20 protein-coding genes are annotated in these 24,274 nt (G+C 38.6%); 4 read left to right on the top strand and 16 right to left on the bottom strand.

What is annotated here, in order from left to right; genetic code table 11:
- Window positions 1-4 precede the first annotated feature (4 nt).
- From ACVBDY_RS02160 to ACVBDY_RS02145, 4 genes are all read right to left on the bottom strand, one after another.
- Window positions 5-1,006 carry a sulfotransferase domain-containing protein gene (locus ACVBDY_RS02160; RefSeq protein WP_447173828.1) on the bottom strand — a complete coding sequence of 334 codons (1,002 nt, stop codon included), beginning with the start codon at window positions 1,004-1,006 and terminating at the stop codon, window positions 5-7.
- Between the two features lie 6 nt (window positions 1,007-1,012).
- Window positions 1,013-1,930, bottom strand: coding sequence for a sulfotransferase family protein (locus ACVBDY_RS02155; protein WP_447173827.1), 918 nt, complete (start codon window positions 1,928-1,930; stop codon window positions 1,013-1,015).
- A 6-nt stretch (window positions 1,931-1,936) separates the two neighbouring features.
- Window positions 1,937-2,803: a glycosyltransferase family 2 protein gene (locus tag ACVBDY_RS02150; protein WP_447173826.1), complete on the bottom strand. Its 867-nt coding sequence runs from the start codon at window positions 2,801-2,803 to the stop codon at window positions 1,937-1,939.
- A gap of 210 nt (window positions 2,804-3,013) precedes the next feature.
- A complete protein-coding gene (locus ACVBDY_RS02145) occupies window positions 3,014-3,829 on the bottom strand; it encodes an O-antigen ligase family protein (RefSeq protein ID WP_447173825.1) in 816 nt (271 codons plus the stop codon).
- A 211-nt stretch (window positions 3,830-4,040) separates the two neighbouring features.
- Here ACVBDY_RS02145 and ACVBDY_RS02140 point away from each other — a divergent pair, with 211 nt between their 5' ends.
- Window positions 4,041-4,184 carry a hypothetical protein gene (locus ACVBDY_RS02140; protein ID WP_447173824.1) on the top strand — a complete coding sequence of 48 codons (144 nt, stop codon included), beginning with the start codon at window positions 4,041-4,043 and terminating at the stop codon, window positions 4,182-4,184.
- Between the two features lie 85 nt (window positions 4,185-4,269).
- On the opposite strand, the gene glf is transcribed toward ACVBDY_RS02140, so the two are convergent.
- From glf to ACVBDY_RS02105, 7 genes are all read right to left on the bottom strand, one after another.
- Window positions 4,270-5,403: a UDP-galactopyranose mutase gene (glf, locus tag ACVBDY_RS02135; RefSeq protein ID WP_447173823.1), complete on the bottom strand. Its 1,134-nt coding sequence runs from the start codon at window positions 5,401-5,403 to the stop codon at window positions 4,270-4,272.
- Between the two features lie 24 nt (window positions 5,404-5,427).
- Window positions 5,428-6,351, bottom strand: a complete 924-nt coding sequence (locus ACVBDY_RS02130; RefSeq protein ID WP_447173822.1) for a glycosyltransferase family 2 protein — start codon at window positions 6,349-6,351, stop codon at window positions 5,428-5,430.
- Window positions 6,352-6,436: 85 nt separating this feature from the next.
- The gene (locus ACVBDY_RS02125; protein WP_447173821.1) at window positions 6,437-7,579 is read right to left on the bottom strand and encodes a polysaccharide pyruvyl transferase family protein; all 1,143 of its coding nucleotides are present in this window, start codon (window positions 7,577-7,579) and stop codon (window positions 6,437-6,439) included.
- A 69-nt stretch (window positions 7,580-7,648) separates the two neighbouring features.
- Window positions 7,649-8,641, bottom strand: coding sequence for a glycosyltransferase family protein (locus ACVBDY_RS02120; protein WP_447173820.1), 993 nt, complete (start codon window positions 8,639-8,641; stop codon window positions 7,649-7,651).
- Between the two features lie 80 nt (window positions 8,642-8,721).
- Window positions 8,722-9,939 carry a polysaccharide pyruvyl transferase family protein gene (locus ACVBDY_RS02115; RefSeq protein WP_447173819.1) on the bottom strand — a complete coding sequence of 406 codons (1,218 nt, stop codon included), beginning with the start codon at window positions 9,937-9,939 and terminating at the stop codon, window positions 8,722-8,724.
- A gap of 12 nt (window positions 9,940-9,951) precedes the next feature.
- Window positions 9,952-11,505, bottom strand: coding sequence for an MATE family efflux transporter (locus ACVBDY_RS02110; RefSeq protein WP_447173818.1), 1,554 nt, complete (start codon window positions 11,503-11,505; stop codon window positions 9,952-9,954).
- Window positions 11,506-12,535: 1,030 nt separating this feature from the next.
- Entirely contained in the window at window positions 12,536-13,927 is a 1,392-nt protein-coding gene (locus ACVBDY_RS02105; RefSeq protein WP_447173817.1) for a nucleotide sugar dehydrogenase, read from the bottom strand.
- A 1,278-nt stretch (window positions 13,928-15,205) separates the two neighbouring features.
- Between ACVBDY_RS02105 and ACVBDY_RS02100 the strand changes: the two genes are divergently transcribed.
- The 3 genes from ACVBDY_RS02100 (at window position 15,206) to ACVBDY_RS02090 (ending at window position 18,326) form a co-directional block, all read left to right on the top strand.
- Window positions 15,206-16,798, top strand: a complete 1,593-nt coding sequence (locus ACVBDY_RS02100) for a DUF4301 family protein (protein ID WP_447173816.1) — start codon at window positions 15,206-15,208, stop codon at window positions 16,796-16,798.
- Window positions 16,799-17,811: 1,013 nt separating this feature from the next.
- Window positions 17,812-18,045 (top strand): hypothetical protein, encoded by a 234-nt coding sequence (locus tag ACVBDY_RS02095; protein WP_447173815.1) that lies wholly within the window; start codon window positions 17,812-17,814, stop codon window positions 18,043-18,045.
- Window positions 18,030-18,326 carry a type II toxin-antitoxin system RelE/ParE family toxin gene (locus ACVBDY_RS02090; protein WP_447173814.1) on the top strand — a complete coding sequence of 99 codons (297 nt, stop codon included), beginning with the start codon at window positions 18,030-18,032 and terminating at the stop codon, window positions 18,324-18,326. The genes ACVBDY_RS02095 and ACVBDY_RS02090 overlap by 16 nt, the downstream gene beginning before the upstream one ends.
- Window positions 18,327-18,538: 212 nt before the next feature.
- On the opposite strand, the gene rfbB is transcribed toward ACVBDY_RS02090, so the two are convergent.
- The 5 genes from rfbB to rfbA all read right to left on the bottom strand — a co-directional run bounded on the left by rfbB (window position 18,539) and on the right by rfbA (window position 24,073).
- The gene (gene rfbB, locus ACVBDY_RS02085; protein WP_447173813.1) at window positions 18,539-19,576 is read right to left on the bottom strand and encodes a dTDP-glucose 4,6-dehydratase; all 1,038 of its coding nucleotides are present in this window, start codon (window positions 19,574-19,576) and stop codon (window positions 18,539-18,541) included.
- A gap of 360 nt (window positions 19,577-19,936) precedes the next feature.
- Entirely contained in the window at window positions 19,937-20,302 is a 366-nt protein-coding gene (locus ACVBDY_RS02080; RefSeq protein WP_447173812.1) for an endonuclease domain-containing protein, read from the bottom strand.
- A 658-nt stretch (window positions 20,303-20,960) separates the two neighbouring features.
- Window positions 20,961-21,821, bottom strand: coding sequence for a dTDP-4-dehydrorhamnose reductase (gene rfbD, locus ACVBDY_RS02075; protein ID WP_447173811.1), 861 nt, complete (start codon window positions 21,819-21,821; stop codon window positions 20,961-20,963).
- Window positions 21,814-22,386: a dTDP-4-dehydrorhamnose 3,5-epimerase gene (gene rfbC / locus ACVBDY_RS02070; RefSeq protein WP_447173810.1), complete on the bottom strand. Its 573-nt coding sequence runs from the start codon at window positions 22,384-22,386 to the stop codon at window positions 21,814-21,816. Before rfbC ends, rfbD begins: the two co-directional genes overlap by 8 nt.
- Window positions 22,387-23,185: 799 nt before the next feature.
- Window positions 23,186-24,073 (bottom strand): glucose-1-phosphate thymidylyltransferase RfbA, encoded by an 888-nt coding sequence (gene rfbA / locus ACVBDY_RS02065; RefSeq protein ID WP_447173809.1) that lies wholly within the window; start codon window positions 24,071-24,073, stop codon window positions 23,186-23,188.
- Between the last annotated feature and the right edge of the window lie 201 nt (window positions 24,074-24,274).

Genomic DNA, 24,274 nt, shown 5'->3' with positions numbered 1-24,274 from the left:
ATTTTTACCATTCCTCCTCCGGATAAAATTCCTTAACAACCTCAAATGTCAAATCTTTCACCAATTTCATCTCTTCTTCAAAGACCTTTCCTTTCCAGCTTTTTAACATTTCCTTGGAGTCTCTCTTTGTCTCCGACTTATTACTAGTGTCTACAGCATTTTTATTCTTTGTACTACTCTCAATATAACTATGAACACTATCGGAAAATTGCAGACCGGCAAAAGCAAACATTTTTTTAAACTCCTCTAAGGGGTTAGAAGCCAAATCTTCCAATCTAACAAAATAATAATTGGGATTATTTCGTTCCTTCATCAAAAACTTATACACCAACATATACTCCGTAATCGCATATAAAGCGCTATTATTTGGATGTCTTTTTAATACCTCTCCAATCAGTTCACTCGCTATGGGGTATAAACTCTTCTGTGCATAGAAGTTCGCATAAGGCTCCACTCCCCAATTCTGCTTCTTCATACTGTAATAGTAAAAATAAGGATGCTTTAACATCACTATCACCTTTACGCCATACTTTTCACTCAAATAAGAAGCCGATAGAGAAGCTAGAGGATCTTTATACACCACACTTTCTGTCTTAAATTTAAGTTTATTTTTTAAACTCTCAAAATTAGATCTATCTCTGAACAAGACTCTAACCAATCGCATTTTAAGACTTTCATCTGAAAAATTGGAGAACAAGTTTTTAACCAAATCCCATCTAGATGCCCCGTTTATCGCATGTTTTCTACCATAAAGTGTAGTCATAAAATCCATCTGCACATCGATAAAAGCCTTATCTAAGATTTCCTTTTCATGTGGCAAAATGTTCTCCTCTGTAAAGTAAGGATACCAAAATCTCCGAATGTACTTTAATCCTTGATCCCTACTAAGTGGTTCAAAATAATACGCTGTACCTTTGGCAGACACCAAAACCTTTCCAACAAATGTTGTACCGGAACGCCTTACACCGGTGACCAGTATTTTATTAGCTCTTTGAAGTTTAGACATAATAGTTTAGTGTTGTTTCCAAACTGACAAATCCAAATTAATTAACCCTTCCAATAATTCGACATCCTCTTTAAATCTCGATTTAAAAAAGTCATACTCCTCTGGTGTAATTTTAATTGGCTTTAAATTTTTACTCTTAATATAAGCACTTACACCCTTAGGAATAAATTGTTTTAAACGTACGAATAAAGGGTTTCTGTTTGTAATAAGTTTTTGCATCCATTTCGATTTGGAATCTCCTGTTTCATTATACCTTTTCTCCGTATCCAATCTTTCCATAGGCAACTCTAAAAATTCTTGAATATCATTTATCCCGGACTCCATATCCTTGACCAAATGTTCTAAAATAACCACCTTTATTTTATCCGGGCTGTAATTCTCGTAATAATATTTTACCTGTTTATAATAAGAACTTACTTTGGTATGTTGCCATACCCATTCCCAATTAGCTTCTTCTCTTTCTTTTTCTGCTTCTATCGCCTCTATAAAAGATCCTTTTTCACGTAAATCTCTTCTTAAATGCGAATACATGGAAAAAGCACGATTTACCGGATTTCTCAACATAATAATTAGCTTTGGCAACCTATCCTTCGGATAGAGTTCTTTTATTTTTTGAATTGTATTCTCATAGTAATACAAATAGTCCACAGAAGCATCACAAAATACCTGTCCTTTTTCTGCTTTGGGAAAAAGTTTGGAATAATCTTCTAAAGTCCTTGTAATTCCATAATTGGTAAAGTCATCTCCAGGTCCCTGAAAATTCGGAGTCATTCCAGAAAAAAAACGACATTCTTTTATTTCCGGAAGAAATACTTTAGAATGCTGAGCTAAATAATTAGCTAATGAAGTAGTACCACACTTAGCCGCCCCAATTATAATAAAATCGGGTAAATTATACTTTATATTTTCTATTGTAACAACCATAACTTTCTATTGCTCCGGATTAAATTGAAATCCCCTTGACATTGATCCCCATACCAATTTAAGTGCTTCCATCTTATTTGTCTTACGAGAAAATGCCCTGTAGTTCGCTCCTATAAAAAATCTGATAATTTTCCCGTATTCTTTGTGTTTTCTATAGGTAAATACTCGATTACGATATCCGTATTTGTATTTCCAAAATTCCTTCTCCGGACAATCACTTAAACTAGCATTATAATTAGAAGCCGTTTTATGAATTACAACACTGTCATTTGCCAATACAGCCTTATACCCAGTTCTAGTAATACGCCAACTGTACTCCATATCATCACACCAAATAAAAAAGTCCTTGTATGGATACCCTACTTCTTTCACCACTTTATTCGGAATAAGCATAGAGACAAAGGAACAGGATATCACACTCTCGTAATTCTTTACATCATCTTGGACATCTGATTTTTCCGGAATATTCATTTTGTGAAGGTTTCCGTCTGTCCAAACTACTTTACTACAAGAAAAACCCAAATTCTCTATATCCTCAAATGGTCCTAAAAGCTTATCTAAAGCAGTAGGTGTTACTATCGAATCATCGTCCATCAACCACATATAATCATACCCCTGCTCTGATGCGTATTTAATTCCGTGATAAAAACCTCCGGCTCCACCCGAGTTTTCCTTCAGCAAAAGCTCCTCCACCAAAGGATTTTCCTGGGATTTTTTAGTCAAATAATCATGAGTATCATCCGTACTGGCATTATTTACCACAATTACCTTCTCTAATTTCCTGTCAGAAACCAACAAGGCACCTACCACCTCTTTTAGGAGAGCTAAACGGTTAAAGGTTACAACTACTGCAGCTACTTTTTTGTTTTCCATTTTTTTGGTCTAATTAAAATCGGCTCAAACTCCGGTATTAAAACTAAGTTCTGAATTTAATTTTGGAAAATTGCATTTTCCTTTCCTTAGGTAGATAAATATCCTTATGAACCTTAAGGGTATTTGTATAAAAAAGTTATATCGTACTTCGGTAGTCCAATCACCATAAAATTTAGCGTTTTGTGTAGCATCCTATATGTCGTTCAAATTCTACGATGCATTATCCATGTTGAGGTAATATTTCCTGTTTTTAGTTTTATCTATTAAAACATACATTCCAAAGGATATAAATGATAAAATCAAAATAGTATACATTGTTATTGTTATTACAAAAACACTAAAAAATAATATCGACATATATAAATATGACGTATTCTTATATCTAAGAAACAGAAATAAAGGAACGAAAAGAAAAGGAACTATATAAACTGATAATAGCAACAGTCCCCCGTCTGAAAGTATTGTAAATAAAGAATTACTACTTCCCTCTCCTGTTTTTCCATAACCAACTCCTAACATCGGATTTCTCGTCCAATCCTGAATGCTTTCATATATTCTTACCTCTCGTGTTGCATAAGAATCCGAACTTTGTTTTTCACTAATAATATTTAAGAATAAATTTAGGATAACGACCAACAAGATCGGAAAAGAAACGACCTTCAATAAGACCAGGAATTTATTTCTGGTTTTATTAAAAACAAATAACACACCTACAAATCCTGCTAAAAACAATTGCCCCGTTGTTGTAAAGGTCGAAAGCATAGCTAATAATAACACTATCAACTTTTTCCTATTTCTATGGTCCTTTTCTTTTAAGAAGAATTCAAGTAAAAAAGCAAAACAGAGATGAAAATTATATATAGGCCCTTCTGCGAATATTGCAGTATTCCTATCTATACTAAATCCGAAAATAGTAGCCATCTGGGTTTTAAAATAAATCCCGTAGTAATTCGATATAAATTTTTCCCCTCCCCAGGGTATTACAAAATTTCCCGTGGGCTTCAAAACAGGGAAAGCAGTAGTCAACGTCCACATTATTAGCGAAATAATCGAGATATAATAAATCAAAGTACTATACTTTTGAAAGAGAGATAAATAGGGTCTGATCTTATAATTAAAGGTTAAAAAATAAACAATGAATAAAGGCAACAAACATAAAAACCTATAAATGAAACTGATCTTATTATATGCCTTTAAATACAAAGCGATCACAAAAAACGCGTAACACAATACGAACATGATCAATTTCACCGGATTGAAAGTAACCTTTTTAGTCCCTCCAAAAATAATCAGTAAGACCAGTAATATCATTGGCAGAACACTTCCCACAATAGAAGGCACAAAAAAGCTGTATACACTGGCAGCATCTATAATCATATAAGCCGCCAGTGTATATTCTAAAATTCTTATTAATTTATTGACTCTGATCATTTATAAACTGTTCCACATTTTAAATCCTATTATACTTATTCATTTACATTCAACTCTCTGCGTACCTTTACCAATGCAGAACCTATTACCTGATGCATATCGTAATATTTATACTCTGCCAAACGTCCGCCAAAAATAACCTTAGAATAATCCTCTGCTTCCTTTTTATAATTGGAATACCTTTGGTTATTCTCTACATTATTTATAGGGTAATAAGGCTCAGACCCTTCCGTCCATTCTTTTGGGTACTCCTTGGTCACCACTGTTTTTTTCTGTTTCCCAAATTCAAAGTGTTTGTGTTCTATGATTCGAGTGTAAGGTACTTCTCGTTCAGTATAATTTACCACGGCATTTCCCTGATAATTTTCCAGATCTAAGGCTTCGGTTTCAAACTCTAAGGAACGGTATTCTAATTTACCGTATTTATAATCAAAAAATTCATCTATCTTCCCGGTAAAAACTATTTTATCTGCCAACATATCCCAGTTAGGTTTATCCTTAAAATAGTCTATTCCTAACTTTACCTCTACACCTTCCAGCATCTTATCTAGCAATTTATTATATCCTCCAATTGGGATTCCTTGGTATCTATCATTAAAATAGTTGTTATCAAAAGTAAAACGCACAGGCAATCGCTTTATGATAAAGGCGGGTAATTCTGTTGCCTTTCTTCCCCATTGCTTTTCCGTATACCCTTTAATCAATTTTTCATAGATATCCTTACCAATGAGAGAAATAGCTTGTTCTTCCAGATTTCTAGGCTCTTTTATCCCTTCCGCTTCCATCTTCTCCACCGCCTCTTTGCGTTGCTCTTCAATCTTGGCTTGCGCCTGTTCGGGCGTTGTTACTCCCCACATTTGGTAAAAGGTATTCATATTAAAAGGAAGGTTGTACAGTTCTCCTTTATAATTGGCAACGGGACTATTGGTATAGCGATTAAACTCTACGAAGGAATTTACATAATCCCAAATATCCTTGTCATTGGTATGAAAAATATGTGCTCCGTATTTGTGTACATTAATCCCTTCTACCTCTTCACAATAGACATTTCCTCCAAAATGGGAGCGTCGGTCTATAACTAGACACTTTTTACCATTTTTGGTAGCTTCATGAGCAAAAACACTTCCAAATAAACCTGCTCCTACAATTAGATAATCGTATTTTTTCATCTGTTCTTTTTTTGGTCTTCCAACTTATTTTTTTCCAAGGATTTTCTTTGCTATGACCTTCGGAACTTCTTTATAGGTTTCTTTTTTAACTTTCTGTATAGACATTCCTTCACTTTCACATATCTCCAAACACTCTTTATACAACCTCTTATCATTTAACTTCAACCAGGCCATTTGACGATAAAGAATATTCCATTGTGCAGGAATTTGCCGATCTAAGAAAAATTTATTTGCTCTAGCAAATACAGAAACCCTAGTTTTAATCTTCGCCTCAGAAATTCTAGCAGTACTCACTGAACCGAGTCTTACGGTTATACAATACACTGTTCTATCGTCTACAATAATGTTATCACTATAATACCCTACACAATATGAAAAAGTCGTATCATTATGTATAATTGTCTCGTCAAATCTTATATGATTTTGGACAATTATTTCTCTTTTTACCATTTTTGCCCAAGGCTCTCCAAAGAGATATTTTAATTGCAGCAGTCCCTTTTCCGGTTCGTTGCGATATAAATCAATAAAATTTTGTAAATGCTGTGCCCTATTCTTTGTGGGCCGTAAGGTATCCGTATCTACACTATTGGCATTAAAGAATATCAAATCCGCATCGGAGTCCTTATACTCTTCTATAACATCATTTAAACACGAATGAAAAAAATCGTCAGAATCTGCGAATAAAAGCCATTCCCCTTTCGCATTTTCCAAACCTACATTTCTCGCAGCTCCCCCACCTTTATTTTCTTTTTGGAAGAAAACTCTAACATTATCTCTGTTTTTTCCCGGGAAGTTGTCAAAATCTACCAACTCAGCCGAACTTTTATCATCTACAATAATAACCTCCAAATCATCTCTTTGAGGGATAGAATCTATACACCTCTGTAGCAAGGCAGGCACGTTATAATGAGGTACTATTATAGAAATTTTGATTTTATTCGGCTTCATTTTCTAACTATTTTTTCTATGATATAAATCCCAAACAACAGTTTATCAAAAAAAACGGATATTACGCAATATTATAGTTGAATGCTTAGTCATTATTAAGTTTTTTATTTAGGTTTTCAATAACACTTGTAAAATTTTGCTGCCTCAATTCAACATAATCTTTTCCTATTAAAGCTGCTAATTTTTGATCGTTTAAATCCTCTGAGCTCAATGTTTCCATATCTAGTAGATTCTCACTCATCTCATTATTATTAAAAAGCTCTCTCAATTTATCATGATTAGCTATATCCGTTAAAGCCAATGGAACACTTCCAGCTTTCAGCCCAAGTAATAGTACATGCAAGCGGTTACTAATTATATAATTCGCCTTAGAATATAAAGATACAGCATCGTCCAATGACAAAATAGAGTCTTTTAATTCAACATCAATTTTACCTTGTAATAATTGATATATCTCTCTATTAATTTCCTTATCAAATTCCACTTGATAGGCTAAAATAAACTTATATCCAGAAAACACATCCACAACAGTTAGCAATGCTTCTTTCAGCTTATTCATATAGATTTCATCTCTTACTTTCCCTACCAATGCCCCTCTAAAACTCATAACAATGATATTATCGCTGGTATTAGAATCCGATAATATGGGATGAAATTTTTCCACATCATACGCCCAAGCCAAATCCGGCATTAATATGGTATTATCAATGTTAAGCTGCTCTTTGGCATACGCCAAAGATTGCGGATCACGCACTCCTAAAAAAGAACATCCTTGATATTTAAACCTATAATCATCCTTTACTTGTTCAGAGAAAGGACCTAAGGATATCCCGATCGTAAAATATTTAGTCCCCAAAACCTTATAAAGTGTTTGTAGCAATGAAGATGCTGCCTTCTTTAATGAAATTCCATTTTCTTTCTGCTTTGACAGATTAAAAACATGTCCAGGGACACCCACCACATATTTATTTGCACCATTGAAAAGATTTCTGCACAAAAACGCAAAAATAAACCATTTATAAATCGTAATCTTCTGTTTACTAATTTGTTTAACATTCTTATCTAAACCAGAAAGCAATTGAGTTAAATACTCTTTTGGCATGTCTATATCATCCACAAAAACTTCTCCGTATCTCGATAATACATCTAGCAATGCTTTATTAATCAATAAGTCCCCTACATTTTCAAACTGAGTACGACCTCTGTAAAAAAACACGTTTTTTCTCATTATTAATCCCTATAAAGTTTGTGACTTAATATCTTCCCTTCTTTAAAGACTCCTATTTATAATTAATTTTCACCAATTCCGAACTCTCTCATATAGCTGTTTCCCAAACTCCGACCATGTGTGTTTCGATATAAGGTCATTTATTTCATCCTGCTTAGTAGGTAATACACCCATTTCTAAAATAGAACTAATACTCTCAAAGTCCTTATAACTCAATATGTAGTCAAGATCCGCCAACTCTTTAAAAGCACCTACATCCGGACCAATTACCGGTGTACCATAAGGAATGGTTCTTATTAAGGCTCCTGAATTTAAAACACTACTCCCAGTGTATGGGAAAAACACATACCTAGAACTTTTGTGAAATTTCATTAAATCTTCTTCTTCTAGATACATATTATACATTGTAATACGCTCTCCATACTTCATTTTATAACTCTCATATAAGTCTTCCGTATCAAAACGCCCTACTACACAAACTTTATAAGGATAATCTCCTCCTACAAAAAAATCCAAAAACTTATTTATCCCTTTACTCGCTCTATATGTCCCCCATATAAGAAGATCATATTGAACTTCCTCATCATTTTTATCATCAATCATCTCATTCACGAAAAAAGGGTGAAAAAAATTAAACATTGGTTTTAGCCGATTACGAAGGTATTTTTCGCTCTCGGTAGTATGCGTGATGATCAAATCAGCATATTTCACCATCATTTTCATAATCGAATTTGAGGCTGAAGATACCTGTTTATGGGGGTGTACATTATGATGTGTCCAAATAATTTTTTTCCCAAAAATTTTGCCTATGAAAACAAAAAAAGCCACCAAGAACACTTGTTTTTTACTTGACAGATTTTCAATCCAATTAAATAAATAGATATCCGATTTAAAAAAATACTTAAAGAATTTACGAAAATTTGCTAGATCATTCACTCCATAATTCACAATATCAAAATATGGGTGAAGACCTTCACATAAATGATAAACATACGGACTCTTACTTTCCAAGTTTTCCGTATTCCTCATGGGGTAAATACATATCTTCTTTTTTGATTTCATATTTCAATCTCCCTTTTATTATTCAAATCATTATAAACAACCATTAGATTGCAAGATTTGTATTTACTTTTTGTCGTAAGTTATTCAAAATTCTTTTTTGCTAAATCGATAACCAACGGATGATTCTTAATCACATTTTCATGAATGTCATTGAGGTGCTCAAAAAATGATTTAACCACATTCTGATAATCTGTCAAATTAGTATAATCCAGCACAGTATATTTAGGATCTGCTCCAAAAAGTTTTACTAAACCAGTAAATTTATCTTGATATGACACCCCAAGCATGGGTTTCTTTAATGAGAGTCCGGAAACACCAAAATGCATTCTACCTGTAAAAGTAAAATCAACCAAATTAAGGTAAGGTTTCAATTCAATTCCATTACTAACCCGTTCAGTATAGTATGAAGGATAATCCAATTTCATTCTATTAAATAACATTTCCGCTATATCTTTGTCACTAAAAACACCACGTTTTGTCCTAGTATCGTGATAAAGAAATGCATATGCACATTTCTCATGCTCTTGAAAAGCTCTTAACACTACCTCTATTTGCTCCAAGTACTTATCCAAACCTAACTTTCTTGCTTGGATGGCATTTGGACATATGCCCGCTATAAGTTTACCTTGCTTTTTCTGCTGCTCTACCCAAATTTCATAGCTATCATCATGTAAATCAACTTTAGGACATAAAAAAGCGATATCCGCTACTTGTATAATACTATTGGCAGGAAGAAACTCCTTAGCTCTCATATAAGAATCTATATCCCTGAGATTATACTTTATTAGAGAAGCTCCTTTAATCATTGCTGATTTAATCCTATCAGTAACCCGATTGTTTAAACTAAATCCTTTAATACTAGCCTTTAAACCTTTTCTGGAAGCAAAACTCAGTAACTTAATTTTTTGAAGAGGGCGATATTCGCCATATTCGCCATCCATATTATCTGCACCTAAAACATGAACTTCGGAATATTCTTTTAAAAGAAAATGATACTTACCAAAAATCTTATAATCCACATTATCCCACGCACTTAAAATATCAGGTCTTTCGATTTTTATATCCGTATAGATAGTTACTTTACGAGGATAATAAGCCTCTACAAATGCGGCTACCATCAACTCATCGCCGAAACTACCACTGAGGTTCGTAGGAGGCAAAAGAAGCACTGCCCCAGTATTCATGTCTTTGGGAGAAGACACAAAGAAATTTGTAATAAAATATCGGAAATCGTCTAATTTTAAGTAAAGATCCAGTTTCCTTATTCCAGGAAATAGTTTTTTTAATTTTTTTTTCATATCTACGTTTTGTTATTTCTCCCCAACAGTAATCCTATATTTAATTTTACACTTACTTAATACCTTATTTATAATATCTGAAACCAATACTTTCTCTCTAGAGTTAAAACCAACAAAAAATAGAACGATAGGATAAATAATTAAAAACAGTGCTGCAGTCAAAACAAACCTAAACTCAAAATTAACATAAGAAACAAACAATAGAAACGGTATCGCAACTAGAAGGAAGGGTAACAATATACCTACTAAAACATGTTGGAGATATCCCCAAACATCTAATCCCGCAAGCCTATTCAAGAAGAACACTCTTAAACTACAGGCTACAACCTCAATACAACAATAACTAACCAACACAGAATAGGAAGCACTACCACTATCTAGCATGAAATAAGCAATTGGCAAATTCATTAAAATAGTGCCTCCAACTACAATCTGATAAATCTTAACCTTTCCAGTAGCCTGAACAGCAGACTGCAACCCCGCTGTTGTCTGATTAATAAGTGCCCCAATTAACACCAATCTACAAAATATAACGGTATCATTAGGAACATTCTCTAACCATAATGTTAAGATTGTTGGCATTTCAAGTATAGCGGGCACAGCCAATAGTGCCAATAAAAAGAAACCAAATTTACTCGCCATAACAGAAAGCCTTATCATTCTTCCCCTATCACCCATTCCCTCGCTTTTCATAATCTGGGGATTAAGTGCTCTTAACATGGTACTTGAAAAAAACAACATTTGAGAATTTACTTGATTTGCTATACCATAAGCCGCATTGACTACTGTGCCAAAGAATAGATTCAATATAACACCTATCCCTTGAGTTCTTCCAAGAAAACAAAGAGAGCCAAAAAGATTCCAACCAGCAAAACCTCCCAACTCCTTAATCAAAGTACCATTAACATTCTTCACACCCCGTAACGTGCATTCCTCATATTTTCTTAAGGTATAGGCAGCGTACATAGAAAAAGTAATAATACTAACTGATGCTGTAAAAAATCCGTACAATATTAACTTATCTCCTTCCAAAACATAAAGAGACAAGGCTATAATTAATTTCAAAAAAGTTTCTGATAAATTAACTATAGCTACCATTAACATATTTTCATGAGCTATTAGTGAAGCCGAAAAAGGAACTACTACTACTGTAAAAAATAATGTAAAGCTCATATAGTGGTAAATTACTTTGGCTGCTTCAATTCTATTCTCAGGAATATTTAGAAACCCATCAAATAAAAACAAACCTATTACCTCCAAAACCAAGACCAAAATAACTCCAATGACAATATGAAGTAATAAACTATTAGTAAAAACCTCCTTTTGCTTCTTAATATCATTATTCCCCTGGTAAAACGATAAAAAACGTTGGGTGGAGGTTGCCATTGCATTCTTCAAAAAAGAAAGCATAAGAATCACCCCTGCCACAAGGCTAAACACACCATAATCCGTACTCCCTAAAGCATTAAGTATAAGCCTCGTAGAATAAAATCCGACTACAACAGACACGGCCATACGGCCATATAAAGTCAAAGTATTAAAAAACACTCGATTTGCTGCGTTCAATGATTACAATTTAAAATTTTAATACTCGGTTCTAATCTAACAACTTGGGCTGATGTTTCTCCAACATATTATAAATATGCTTTACATCTTAGGGTTTTCCCTTTTATATTATTAAAAAAGCATCTTTGGTATATACAAAAATAGTTCGCTTTAGCTCAACAAATCCGGTGAACTTGTCTACCTCAATATTTCCGAATACCTCCTATCGTACAGGGCTTCAAAAGATCCTAAATGCGACCAGAAGAATTGCTTAAAAACTACACGGATTGTTTTAGATCGCTCCATCACGGCCTAGTCCACCGAAATAGAGCGTATTTTCCAGAGAGAGTTCTTCGTCCAAAAAGCCGTCTTTTGCATTTTCCCAAACTACCTAGGCTTTTTCATATCCCTCTCGTTCGTATTCCTTCAATTCTTCTAAGAACACCGATGCTTGAAAACGAAACATTCCCGAATTATACAAAAACTTCCACTTTATCCTGGTTTAGTTTTTCTCTAAAAGATGTCACCAAATAGGCCTCTTCTATATCCTCGTAACCAGTTTCTGGACGGAGTGAATGTATTCCAAAGGCAACTATATGTCCATCCCTGGCCTTTTCGACTCCGGCCTCCATTGCCTTAAAGTAAGTCTCCGTTCCTTCTATCGTATGGTTGTAAGGGAGGACTATAAGAATTATCTTCAGGTTCTACCGCAAAAGCCGAAAACGCAATAGCTGCCGTCGTATTTCTAGGGGGTTATCGATACAATGTTTTTATACGAAAGCCCACAAGAAATCATCGTTTTATGGCTTAAATGGTTATTGTCTTTTCCCCCTACGACAATAACTCGATCTAATACAGTTCGGTTTCTTTCTATTGTCATTTCAAATAAAGATTTTCTGTTAAATAACCCTAAAACTGCTTGGGGATTTTTTGGGGATAATTGCCATAGACGACTCCCTACTCCTCGGGTTAACAGTACGCGTACGATCTTCATTGTATACAGTTATTAGTTGATTGTTCATTAATGGTGATTAGTGATGGTTACGAGAGACTATTGCCCAACCCCAATGGTATACACTTCAAATCCCTTCTCACTCAAAGCAGCACTATCCAAAATAGCCCTGCCATCAAATACAAAAGAAGGTTTGAGCATATCCTTGTAAATCTTGTCCCAGTCATACGTTTTAAACTCATCCCATTCCGTAAGTATGGCTACCGCATATGCATCTTTTACCGCTTCGTAAGGATTGTTGACTACAGTTACCCGACTTCTGTTCTCTTCTTCACTCCTGGTGTTGAGATAGTCCAGATCGGCATAAATCTGCTCTGCAGGCACCTTAGGATCGTAAACCACGATCTCCGCCTGTTCGTTTAAGAGGTAATCCGCCACATAAATAGCCGCAGACTCCCTGGTATCGTTAGTATCCTTTTTAAAAGCCCAGCCCAGGAAAGCGATCTTTTTGCCGGAAACCGTATTATAAAGCGTGCTCACCATGTGGTCTGCAAACCGTCTTTTTTGATGATCATTCATAAGAATGACCTGCTCCCAATAATCGGCCACTTCGGTAAGGCCATAAGATTTAGCTATGTATACCAGGTTCAGAATATCTTTCTGAAAACAAGACCCCCCAAAACCTACAGAAGCTTTGAGGAATTTTGGCCCTATACGACTGTCCGTACCTATAGCGCGGGCTACTTCGTTAACATCGGCCCCGGTCTTTTCACACAGCTCCGAAAGCGCGTTGATGGAAGACACCCGTTGTGCCAAAAATGCATTGGCGGTGAGTTTGGACAACTCGGAAGACCACACATTGGTCGTAAGTATATTTTCTTTGGGCACCCAATAGGCATAGACATCCACCAGCGCCTGGATAGCCTCGGCATTATCTCCACCGATAAGTACGCGATCCGGAGCGTGAAGATCTTCTATAGCCGTACCTTCGGCCAGAAATTCCGGGTTAGAAAGGATATGGTAATTCACCTCGTTACCGGTATTGTGCAATATGCTTTTTAAAGCCTCCGCGGTACGTACCGGGAGCGTGGATTTTTCCACTACAATCTTGTCGTCTTTTGCTACCCTGGCAATCTGCCGGGCACAGAGTTCGATATATTTCAGATCTGCCGCCATGCCTTTTCCCTTACCGTAAGTCTTGGTAGGTGTGTTTACCGAAATAAAGATCATTTCCGCTTCATCTATGGCCTCGTCCACCTCCGTGGAAAAGAATAGATTTCTCCCTCTCGCTTCCGCCACCACTTCACTTAACCCCGGCTCGTACACCGGTATTTTATGGACATCCTCATCATTCCATGCGGCTATTCGTTTGGCGTTGATATCCACTACTGTAACTTTAATATCCGGGCATTTCTGCGCTATCACGGCCATGGTGGGCCCGCCTACATAACCTGCCCCTATACAACAGATCTTTGTTATTTTCGTACTCATTTTTTATTTATATTGATGACTCTGGTATTCCCCCTCTGTAAATATTTTCCGGGTTAACCTTATCTTCCTTAATTTACTCAAGAGGATCTTCAGCATCCAAAAGTACTACTCTGCATTTGCAAAAGCAATTAAAAAATCACAGTACCTACAACGGGCATTTTACGGATAAATTATATTCCGGATGACGCAATTTGATACAACTTCCGTGCTCCTGCCCGGGAAACGTGTAAACCCGAGAATTATTAAGTCGCAAACAGTGATGCGATAGTACTAAAAAAATACGTGTTTACCTACTTCTAATGTAAGATTTAAATAAGAAATTACAATTTATTAAAAAGCCAACAACAGGTTTGACAGATTAACAAAAATGGCCCGTCGAAAACTCAGATTTCACCTTTATATGTTCCGGGGTACTGTTTATCAAACTTGTAACATCTTGGTTAGCCGGAAAAAAGTAAAACCGGGTTTTCGGGCATGGTCCTTAAAATTCTATTGCTCTTAAATCTTAAATTTTTTAATTATGGCTGTTAAATTTAACCCTGTGCCCCTTAAGAATCCCGGGGATCCGGAGGGTTTTACGCCACTGCCGTAACCACTTCGGCCACCGATGTAGATATACTATCCAACCTGATCTCGGACGGTTCCACATTACACCGAGCCTCTCCGGGCTGCAGGTCCGGAGGTCAGAAAGCGGCAATGAAACTACTATAGTTATTAGGCTTCCCGGTTATATAGTCAACACTTTATTATACAGCAACTTAACAAGCTAACAAAGTAAAAGTTTACAGAAACCATAGTGACTGCAATAATCCCGACCCCATATTCTCATTGGGATTACCGGGAGCAGGGTTTTAACCTCCAACCGGATAATAAAAACTAACGATATACCGAAGTTTTATCTTCCCTGTATTTTCCGTTATTGCATCTGAAAATATAGTTTCGTGTGTAAAGAAAAGGTCACGGATATCCGGGTCACCGAACATAAAATCCCACAGCCTGTGTACAATGTACGCGATTAAGGTACTACCATCCGGGCGCACCCTGTCTGCTCTATAATGTCTACCCCCCAGGCGCTTCCGGAAAGCGCCATGATGAAATTCAGAAAAAAACGAACTCAAAATTACCGGATCGTATAAATAAGTGACCTGATAACACTATTTAAGATAATTTTACACTCAATATGCGTATACCTTATACTTTTTGTCGCAAAGTGACGTTATTCGGTAATAAAGGTTAATCCCCGGAATCAACTTAACCATACAACTTAAAAATAGCGCTATGTTTACAGAAAAAGATCAACAACAACTACGCAAAAAGGGAATTACAGCAGAAGAAGTACAAAAGCAAATCGAAATCTTCAAAGAAGGTGTACCTTATGTCCATCTCGTGGAGTCTGCTACTTTAAACAACGGTATTATCCCGGTCTCAACGGAAGATAAACAGCATTATATCTCTCTTTATGATAAAGAGAAAGAGATGCTGAATGTCATGAAGTTCGTCCCGGCCTCGGGAGCAGCAACACGGATGTTCAGGTCATTATTTAAGTTTCTCGATGAGTTCAAACCGGAAAGGGATACGCTCAACACCTATATCAACCGGGAAAAAGACCAGGATATCCGGACTTTTTTTGTCGGACTGGAGAAATTACCTTTTTACGACGAAGTCATACAAAGTATCAAACGCAGATCCCCGGATTTTGAAAATTTACCGGATGACCGGCAGAAATATCTTTTTGTCCGGGAAATGCTGGGAGAAGACGGCCTGAATTATGGTTCTTTCCCGAAGGGCTTATTACCGTTTCATAAGTATAAAACACATAGTGCCACTGCTTTTGAAGAACATTTATACGAAGCCGCACTTTATAGTGCTTCCAATAATACAGCGCGTTTGCATTTTACTATTTCGGAAAAGTATGCCCATAAATTTGATGCCGAATTTAACAATATAGAAAGTTATGTAGAAGAAAAAAGCGGCACCCGCTTTAATATCTCTTTTTCCTATCAAAAAGGCTCAACAGATACCATTGCAGTTACTCCCGAAGATAAAATTTTTCGTAACGGCGATGATTCTCTGTTATTCCGGCCTTCGGGGCATGGCGCACTGGTGGAAAACCTGAACGAACAGGATGCCGATATCATTTTCGTTAAAAACATAGATAATGTAGTGGTTTATCGCTATAAACACGAAATGGCCGATTACAAAAAATTGTTAGCCGGTATTCTGCTGGAATATCGCAATACCATTTTTTCATATGCAAAATTACTGGATGAAGAAGCGGTCACCGAAACACAGATCACCGAAATAAAAAACTTTCTGCAAGACAAAGTGAATACTCCCATAACTCCCGATTTTCACAAGTATACGCTTTATTATCAGGTAGCCTATCTGAAGGAAAAACTAAATCGCCCCATAAGGGTCTGTGGAATGGTAAAAAATGAAGGAGACCCCGGAGGAGGGCCTTTTTGGGTAAAAGATGAAAACGGCAACATCTCCCTTCAGATTATTGAAACGGCTCAAATAGATAAGAATAATAAAAAACAAATCAAGATCTTAAATACGGCCACTCATTTTAATCCTGTAGATATTGTATGCGGTATAAAAAATTACAAAGGAATTAAATATGATCTTTTGAATTTTGTAGACCCCAAACAGGCCTTTATCACTTCAAAAACAAAGGAGGGAAAGAAGCTCAAGGCCCTGGAACGCCCGGGGTTGTGGAACGGGGGAATGGCATACTGGAATACCATCTTTATTGAAATTCCTTTAATTACATTCAATCCGGTTAAAACAGTAAACGATCTGCTGAAACCGGCGCATCAGGTAAAAATAGACCATACTGTAGCCCGGAACAGTGTCCAGGAAACCATATAAACAGCATTTGGCCGGGTTTTACAACCCGCCAGAACCTTGTTTGAGCATGGTGGAAACGGGGAACTATTGTATAATGCGTTTACTTCGATATCCCGACATTTATCGGGAGCGGGAGAGCACCGTTTTGCCGTAGGTATTTCTCATTACAAGCTCAAAAAACCGGTCATTAAAGCAATCCCTTTGACACCGGAAGTAGTTGGTTTAGCGGCTCAACCATTCCCTTTAGCCGCTAACCGGGTTACTTTGACGGCGTAACCATTTAAGTTGACCGCTTAAGTAGTTGGTTTAACCGCTTAACCGATTGCTTTGACGGCGTAACCATTTAAGTGGACCGCAGAAGTAGTTGGTTTAGCGGCTTAACCATTCCCTTTAACCGCTTAACCGATTGCTTTGACGGCTTAACCAAATACGTTAACCGCGGAACTAGTTGGTTTGGCGGCTTAACCATTCCCTTTAACCGCTTAACCGGTTGCTTTGACGGCGTAACCATTTAGGTGGACCGCTTAACCAAATACGTTAACCGCAGAAGTAGTTGGTTTGGCGGCTTAACCATTCCCTTTAACCGCTTAACCGGTTGCTTTGACGGCGTAACCAAATACGTTAACCGCGGAACTAGTTGGTTTAGCGGCGTAACCATTCTCTTTAACCGCTTAACCGGTTACTTTGACGGCGTAACCATTTAGGTTGACTGCTTAACCAAATACGTTGGCCGCAGAAGTAGGCCCATCGTATAATGCGTTTACTTCGATATCCCGATATTATCGGGATCATCGGGATGCCGGGTAAGCAAAGTGGACACTTGTTACAAACGAACACCAGCGGGGATATAAGCCACTTAAAATATGACCTTTACCATCGGTAGTGCATTTTAAAGTGTTGTATCAAAATTTTTAGCACTCACAAATATTCATTATTGTGTTTCAGCGTGTTGACACAACGTTGAAAAAGAAAAACAGACCGTAATTCAGAAAAAAATTATAACTTTATATTCAGGAAAGCAATCTTAAGATTTTATGAATACAGCTGAATTAAAAATTGACTTAATAAATAAAATAACAGGCATAACAGACAATGTTAAGCTTAAGGAAATATTGCAGTTGCTGAAATTTCAATCGGATGAGTCTGTTTACATGACAAATGACAAAGAGAAAAAAGCAATTCTAGAGGCGAGAAATCAAATTGCCAATAACGAAGTTTTTTCAAACAAAGCTGTCCAAAAAGAAATTCAGGAATGGCTAAAAAAATAATTTGGACTAAAAAAGCCAAAAATGAATTCATTGATATTCTTCAATATTGGATCAACAAAAACAAATCAAATACTTTCAGTATAAAATTAAATGCCCTGATCGAAGAACAGCTGGATTTAATTTTAGATTTCCCGGAAATAGGAAAAACAACGGATATTCCTAATGTTTATGTAAAGATAATTCAAAAGTATTTGCTTTACTATGAGTTTGTTGACGATATACTTTATGTTTTAACGATACGACACGGAAGCAGAAATCCAAAAACACTAAAAGTAAAATAAAGCCGAAATTTTAGGCAGGTACCTGATTTTATCCTCCAATCGCTTTTAAAACTTTTGTCATCCCCAACTGGTTCTTGTTGGAGCCGGTGGAAATGAGGGCCCGTTATATAATGCGTTTACTTTGATATCCCGATAATCCCGATAATTATCGGGATGCCGGATAAAATAGACACTCGTCACAAACCAACGCCAGAGGAACATTTCACCTTTACTTATTTCTCGAATCTTTCATCTTTATATTTCCTTACAAACCACGCCACCGTCTTCCGGATGCCGCTTTCGAAATTCTCTTCGGCTTTCCAACCCAGTTTATCTTCTATTTTGGCCGCATCTATAGCATAGCGCCTGTCATGACCGGCACGGTCTTCCACATAAGTGATCTGGTCCTTATAAGAACCTGATGTTCCGGGACATACTTCATCCAGGATATCACAGACGGTACGGGCTATATAATTGTTGTCCTTTTCGTTTTTCCCACCGATATTATACACTTCCCCGGCATCGCCTTTATGGAAAGCCAGGTCAATCCCCCGGCAATGGTCTTTTACGTAAAGCCAGTCGCGCACATTGCCCCCGTCACCATAAATGGGGATAGATGCTCCGGTCAGTGCTTTCCGGATAATGGTAGGTATCAGTTTTTCGTCGTGCTGCTTCGGACCGTAATTATTGGAACAATTGGTAATAACGGTATTCATACCATAGGTATGGTGATAGCTACGCACGATCATATCGGAAGACGCCTTACTTGCAGAATACGGTGAATTTGGCGCATAAGGGGTTTTTTCGGTAAAAAGCCCTGTTTCTCCCAGGGTACCATAGACCTCATCGGTTGAAATATGGTGAAAACGGCAGTCCGTATAGCCCGGGTTGCAGGAAAAAGGCTGCTGCATCCAGTACCTGTAGGCTATATCGATAAGGGTAAAGGTTCCTTTTACATTGGTTTCGATAAATACACCCGGGTTGCTGATGGAATTATCCACATGCGATTCCGCCGCGAAATGGATAACCCCACCGATATCGAAACGATAAAAAATGGTTTCCACCAGGTCCTTGTCGCACACATCGCCTTTTACAAAGGTATAACGGGGGTTATTTTCCAGTTCAGCCAGGTTTTTCTCTTCCCCGGCATAAGTTATAACATCCAGATTAATCACGTGATAATCCGGGTATTTTTCCAGAAAATAAGGAATAAAATTAGATCCTATAAACCCCAATCCCCCTGTAACCAGTATTTTCTTTTTTTCGGACATATTTGTTGTTTGTTTTTTTGTTTGTCATTCCGTCTTGGGTTCCTCCTGATAATCCCAATAATGATAGGGATGAAGGGAGAAGCCTTTTTGGTTTTTTCTCCTTTTTTTACCCCATTATAACTCAATAGAGGCTCCCCGCTTCAGATGAAGCGGGGTGGACCGCTTTGCGGGACGGGGAGTTTGACAAGCCCAAACTTTAGCGTATATACCAAAACATCTGGGCTTATCCTATGGTCCGGGAGGTAAAACCCTCCCCCCATCGCTACGCTCGGGTACCTCTACTTCGACTTGGTTCAGCACAACGCCTTCACATCTGAAGGGAGGAGCTTTTTTGGTTTTTCTATTATCCATACTATTTTTCTATTCTTTTAAATATTCTTTGATTTCCCGTAACACAGATTCAAGGTTTTCAAAGACCATTTTATTTTCAAAACGAAGTACGGTATATCCCTTTTTATTCAATTCTTTTGTTCGGATAAAATCATATTCCTCCGCTTGCGGGTTGTTATGAACTTCTCCATCCAGCTCTATTATAAGATGTGCTTTAGCACAATAAAAATCTACTATATAATTAGCTATACTATGCTGACGTGTAAAACGATATCCATTAATCTTCCTCGCTTTTATATGTTCCCATAGGAATGCCTCGGCCGGGGTCATGTTTTTACGCAGTTCACTTCGGTATTCCCGGAGTTCTTTAAGATTATGAATTTGTGTCTTTTTCATGTATCTCATTTCCTATGGCACTTGTTTCCCTATAATAAATCCAACCAAGCTCCCCGCTTCATCCCGATGATCCCGATAATTATCGGGATCGGCAGAAGAGGGGGTGGGCCGCTTTGCGGAACGGGGAGTTTGACAAGCCCGAACTTAGGCGTATATACCCAAACATTTGGGCTTATACTGTGGTCCGGGAGGTCAAACCCTCCCCCCATCGCTTCGCTTGGGTACCTCCCTTCATCTGAAGGGAGGAGCCTTTTTGGTTCTTTCTCCTTTCCTTACCCCATTATAACTCCACAGGGCTCCCCGCTTCAGATGAAGAGGGGTGGACCGCTTTGCGGGACGGGGAGTTTGACAAGCCCGAACTTTGGCATATATACTCAAAACATCTGGGCTTATCCTATGGTCCGGGAGGTCAAACCCTCCCCCCGTAGCTGCGCTCGGGTACCTCCCTCCTCCTTCGGCGGACAAGATTCATCACAAGGGAGAAGCTTTTTTATATGCCTTTTCTAGCATACTGCCTAAATAACCGAATAACTCCCACTCCATCCCGATATATATCGGGACTAAAAAACTCACAACTAAAAGGATAGCGAAGCCTTTTTAAACTTTACTAAATATAGTAATATCTGTTTTTTACAAACTATATAATAATTAAACGAACTCAATCATTCACCCCCTCCAAACATTCCCTCAAACTATCCCTCCAATACGGAATATCCGTTTTAAAGTCTCTTTTAAAGGCCTGTTTGTTCAACACGGAGAATTGTGGCCTTTTGGCTTTAGTCGGATATTCGGAGGAGGAGACGGGTATGACTTTGCAGGGTAATTTACCGTATTCCATGATGGCCTTTGCAAAGTCATACCAGGAGCATATACCTTCGTTGGTATAGTGATAGGTCTTTACGTTCTCATTGTCCAACCGGGGAAGTATTTCCAGGATGGCGGCAGCGAGGTCGGCGGCGTGGGTGGGGGTCCCGACCTGATCGTCTACTACCTTTATGGTTTCTTTTTCCTTTCCTAACTTCAGCATGGTCCTGACAAAATTATTTCCCCGGGACGCGTATACCCATGAGGTACGGATGATCACCGACCGGGGTGGATTTACCTTTCGCATCGCTTCTTCGCCCTCCCATTTGGTTTTGCCGTAGATGCCCAGCGGGGCTACGGGATCTTCTTCGAGGTAAGGGCTGTTTTTCTGCCCGTCGAAAACATAGTCCGTAGAAAGATGTACCATCTTCAGACCCTTTTCTTTACATGTTCCGGCCAGTATTTCCACTGCCTTGCTGTTCACCAATGCAGCCGGTTCCGGATTGCTTTCCGCATCGTCTACTGCGGTAAAGGCGGCACAGTTAATTATGGCTTCTACCGGGTGTTTTTCCAGGAACTGCCGCACATTCCCGGCATGGGTAATATCCAGCACATCCCGGTTGGCGAAAAGAAAATCTTCTTTTCGGGAGTCGGACAGCTTTTTTATTTCGGAACCGACCTGCCCGGACGCTCCCGTGACCAGTATTTTACCCATTTTGTTCGGTTTTGAGTTCAAAATATTCGGCTTCGGCAAACAGGGGCTGGTCCTGGTCTTTGACGGACAGTTTTAACCGGGTTTCGGGTAACTTCCAGTCTATACCAAGGGCGGGATCGTTAAAGCGTATGCCTCTCTCGCTTTCCGGGTGATAGTAGGCATCCGTTTTATAAGAGAAAACCGCCGTTTCGCTCAGTACTACAAAACCATGGGCAAATCCCCTGGGGATAAACAGCTGTTTTTTATTTTCCCCGGAAAGTTCTACGGCTACCCATTTCCCGAAAGTGGGTGATCCTTTCCGTATGTCGAGGGATACATCCAGCACCCGGCCTTCGATGACCCGTACCAGTTTTGCCTGTGCATGAGGGGGCAACTGGTAATGCAAACCGCGGAGTACCCCTTGTGAGGACCTGGATTCGTTATCCTGGCAAAAATCCGGTCTTTGACCCGTAAATGCTTCAAACCGGTCCTGCCGGAAGCTTTCCATAAAATATCCCCGGTGGTCTCCGTGTATTTCCGGTTCGCAGATAATGACTCCCGGTATTTCGGTTCGGGTAAAGTTCATATATTCTTTTTTATTCTTTAACGGGTTATGTGTCCGGATCCTGTGTTTTAAGGATCTTTGCTTGTTCATATTTTACAGGGTCATAAATACACAAGTTGTTTATTCGCCCTGTATTGTGATTGCCTATGGCTAAAATAGGGATTGTTTTGTCATTTACCCCATGCGTTTTTCTATACACAAAGATCACCTCTTTTTAGTATTTGACAAAATACGATTTTAATACTGTAGGAATGAGTGGGCCCGTAGGTTTGTGTAATAGCTATTTCACAGCGATAAACCGAGGTTTCGAAGGGTTTTACAAAGATTGTTTTAACCCGGTTTCCCGGAAAATCAGTTTTACCTCTTCTGATCCCGATAATTATTGCGATCGGGACTAAAGGAATTCATCTAGTTAAGCCAATTTGTTTGTTTTTTGGCCTTTTTTAAAGCTCCCCGCTTCATCCCGATGATCCCGATAATACCGGGATCGGGAGAAGAGGGGTGGGCCGCTTGCGGGACGGGGAGTTTGACAAGCCCGAACTTTGGCGTATATACCAAAACATTTGGGAGTATCCCTATGGTTTGGGATTTCAAAACCCTCCCCCCTTCGCTGCGCTTGGGTACCTCCCTTCATCACAAGGGAGGAGCCTTTTTATATGCCTTCTTTTGTAATATACTGCCTAAATAACCAAATAACTCCCACTCCATCCCGATATATATCGGGACTAAAAAACTCACAACTAAAAGAGCGGTACTCAACTTACGGAAGGAACTTATTTGCTGTTAACTCAAAATCAAATACACTTTTAACCCTGCATTTTTATCGTTCTCCACCCCTATGCGCTTTTCGCAACAGATACTGCCCATATGCGCTTTTGTGCATGGGTTCTGCCAGGGCGAGCAGCTGCTCCTTGTTTATGTATTTGCGGTCGAATGCTATTTCTTCGAGACAGGCCACTTTAAGTCCCTGCCGCTTTTCTATGGTCTGGATAAAATTGGAAGCTTCCATCATGGATTCGTGGGTGCCGGTGTCCAGCCAGGCAAATCCCCGTCCCATGAGTTCGACTCTTAGATCTCCCCGGCGTAAGTACTCCCGGTTTACCGAAGTTATTTCCAGTTCTCCCCTGCCACTGGGCTTTACCTGTGCTGCAATATCCACCACGGAATTGGGATAGAAGTAAAGGCCGGTAACGGCGTAATTACTTTTAGGGGCCTTGGGTTTTTCTTCGATACTGAGGGCATTGCCTTCCGCATCGAAATCTATGACCCCATACCGCTCCGGGTCCTGCACATAGTAGCCGAATACGGTGGCTTTGTTATCTTCCTCCACATTCCGCACCGATCTTTGTAAGAGACCGGTGAGGCCGTGACCGTAAAATATATTATCGCCCAGGACCAGGCATACGTTATCGTCTCCTATAAAATCCCGGCCTATAATAAAAGACTGGGCCAGTCCGTCCGGGCTGGGTTGCGCCGCATAGTGCAGGTTGATCCCCAGTTCCGACCCGTCGCCCAATAGTTTTTTGAAATTGCCGAGGTCTTCCGGGGTAGATATGAGCAAGATTTCACGTATCCCGGCCAGCATAAGTACGGAAACGGGATAATAGACCATGGGTTTATCATAAATAGCAAGCAACTGCTTGGAAACACCTTTGGTTACCGGGTATAAACGGGTGCCGGATCCCCCGGCAAGGACTATTCCTTTCATACTACTCCTCTTTGTTGTCTATGATTCTATAAATGTATAAATATATAATGAACCCGTGTAATTTTTTTGGGAGGGGGGGAGCCGGTGGCTTCGGTACACCCCGGCAGAGCCGGGGCACTCAGCCACCTCTGTTCTGGCTATATATAGAGATTAGGTTATTGGGAATAAGCAAAAAAACTATAATTCGACAGGGGCAGCACG

This window comes from Sinomicrobium halophytocola (genome assembly GCF_052983395.1).
This window is presented reverse-complemented; position numbering and strand designations above follow the sequence as displayed.

Bases quoted from the DNA above. Each gene is read 5' to 3' on its own strand.
- ACVBDY_RS02160 (WP_447173828.1), bottom strand. From the start codon at position 1,006: ATGTCTAAACTTCAAAGAGCTAATAAAATACTGGTCACCGGTGTAAGG.
- ACVBDY_RS02155 (WP_447173827.1), bottom strand. From the start codon at position 1,930: ATGGTTGTTACAATAGAAAATATAAAGTATAATTTACCCGATTTTATT.
- ACVBDY_RS02150 (WP_447173826.1), bottom strand. From the start codon at position 2,803: ATGGAAAACAAAAAAGTAGCTGCAGTAGTTGTAACCTTTAACCGTTTA.
- ACVBDY_RS02140 (WP_447173824.1), top strand. From the start codon at position 4,041: ATGATCAATTTCACCGGATTGAAAGTAACCTTTTTAGTCCCTCCAAAA.
- glf (WP_447173823.1), bottom strand. From the start codon at position 5,403: ATGAAAAAATACGATTATCTAATTGTAGGAGCAGGTTTATTTGGAAGT.
- ACVBDY_RS02130 (WP_447173822.1), bottom strand. From the start codon at position 6,351: ATGAAGCCGAATAAAATCAAAATTTCTATAATAGTACCTCATTATAAC.
- ACVBDY_RS02125 (WP_447173821.1), bottom strand. From the start codon at position 7,579: ATGAGAAAAAACGTGTTTTTTTACAGAGGTCGTACTCAGTTTGAAAAT.
- ACVBDY_RS02120 (WP_447173820.1), bottom strand. From the start codon at position 8,641: ATGAAATCAAAAAAGAAGATATGTATTTACCCCATGAGGAATACGGAA.
- ACVBDY_RS02115 (WP_447173819.1), bottom strand. From the start codon at position 9,939: ATGAAAAAAAAATTAAAAAAACTATTTCCTGGAATAAGGAAACTGGAT.
- ACVBDY_RS02105 (WP_447173817.1), bottom strand. From the start codon at position 13,927: ATGAGTACGAAAATAACAAAGATCTGTTGTATAGGGGCAGGTTATGTA.
- ACVBDY_RS02100 (WP_447173816.1), top strand. From the start codon at position 15,206: ATGTTTACAGAAAAAGATCAACAACAACTACGCAAAAAGGGAATTACA.
- ACVBDY_RS02095 (WP_447173815.1), top strand. From the start codon at position 17,812: ATGAATACAGCTGAATTAAAAATTGACTTAATAAATAAAATAACAGGC.
- ACVBDY_RS02090 (WP_447173814.1), top strand. From the start codon at position 18,030: ATGGCTAAAAAAATAATTTGGACTAAAAAAGCCAAAAATGAATTCATT.
- rfbB (WP_447173813.1), bottom strand. From the start codon at position 19,576: ATGTCCGAAAAAAAGAAAATACTGGTTACAGGGGGATTGGGGTTTATA.
- ACVBDY_RS02080 (WP_447173812.1), bottom strand. From the start codon at position 20,302: ATGAAAAAGACACAAATTCATAATCTTAAAGAACTCCGGGAATACCGA.
- rfbD (WP_447173811.1), bottom strand. From the start codon at position 21,821: ATGGGTAAAATACTGGTCACGGGAGCGTCCGGGCAGGTCGGTTCCGAA.
- rfbC (WP_447173810.1), bottom strand. From the start codon at position 22,386: ATGAACTTTACCCGAACCGAAATACCGGGAGTCATTATCTGCGAACCG.
- rfbA (WP_447173809.1), bottom strand. From the start codon at position 24,073: ATGAAAGGAATAGTCCTTGCCGGGGGATCCGGCACCCGTTTATACCCG.